1 pseudogene is annotated in these 461 nt (G+C 54.0%); it reads left to right on the forward strand.

Going from position 1 to position 461, the window contains the following annotated elements:
- Positions 1 to 347, forward strand: a pseudogene (locus FDX01_RS23400) (hypothetical protein); the annotation flags it as partial.
- Between the last annotated feature and the right edge of the window lie 114 nt (positions 348 to 461).

A 461-nucleotide genomic window follows, 5' to 3' on the forward strand; every position in this document is an offset into this window, starting at 1 on the left:
GGGCGGACATTCCGGAAATCGACAACACCTACAGCGTTTACTTTTCGAAGTGGATTAACAATTTCGAATACCGCTGGCCGTCTTCACTGAAGGAGCCGGAAAGCGAGAAGGTGAAGGTCGACGAGACGCGCTTTAAGGCGATCGTCAGCATGCTGGAAGTAGTGCTGCCGCAGCTCACGGCGGACCCGGAAAACCGCGCAACACTGATTGAATGGGCGTGTGAAAACGCAAACGCCAATGAGAACCTATTCCCTCAACGGCTTAACCTCGATTACGACTCACTGAAAGATAACCCACCGCCGGAGCCGCCGAAAGCTGAAGAGCTGGGTAGCGGAATAGCCCTATGAGCAAGTTCTCAAGGACCGTAAGGGAGGCTGTTAAGTTCTTTTTGCGCAATGGCTACACCTCAAGGGAGGAACTTGAGCGCTGGCAGAGCATTATCCGCCAGGCTGCCGAGAGTG

Source organism: Citrobacter sp. wls613, assembly GCF_005281195.1.
Classification (GTDB): domain Bacteria; phylum Pseudomonadota; class Gammaproteobacteria; order Enterobacterales; family Enterobacteriaceae; genus Citrobacter; species Citrobacter gillenii.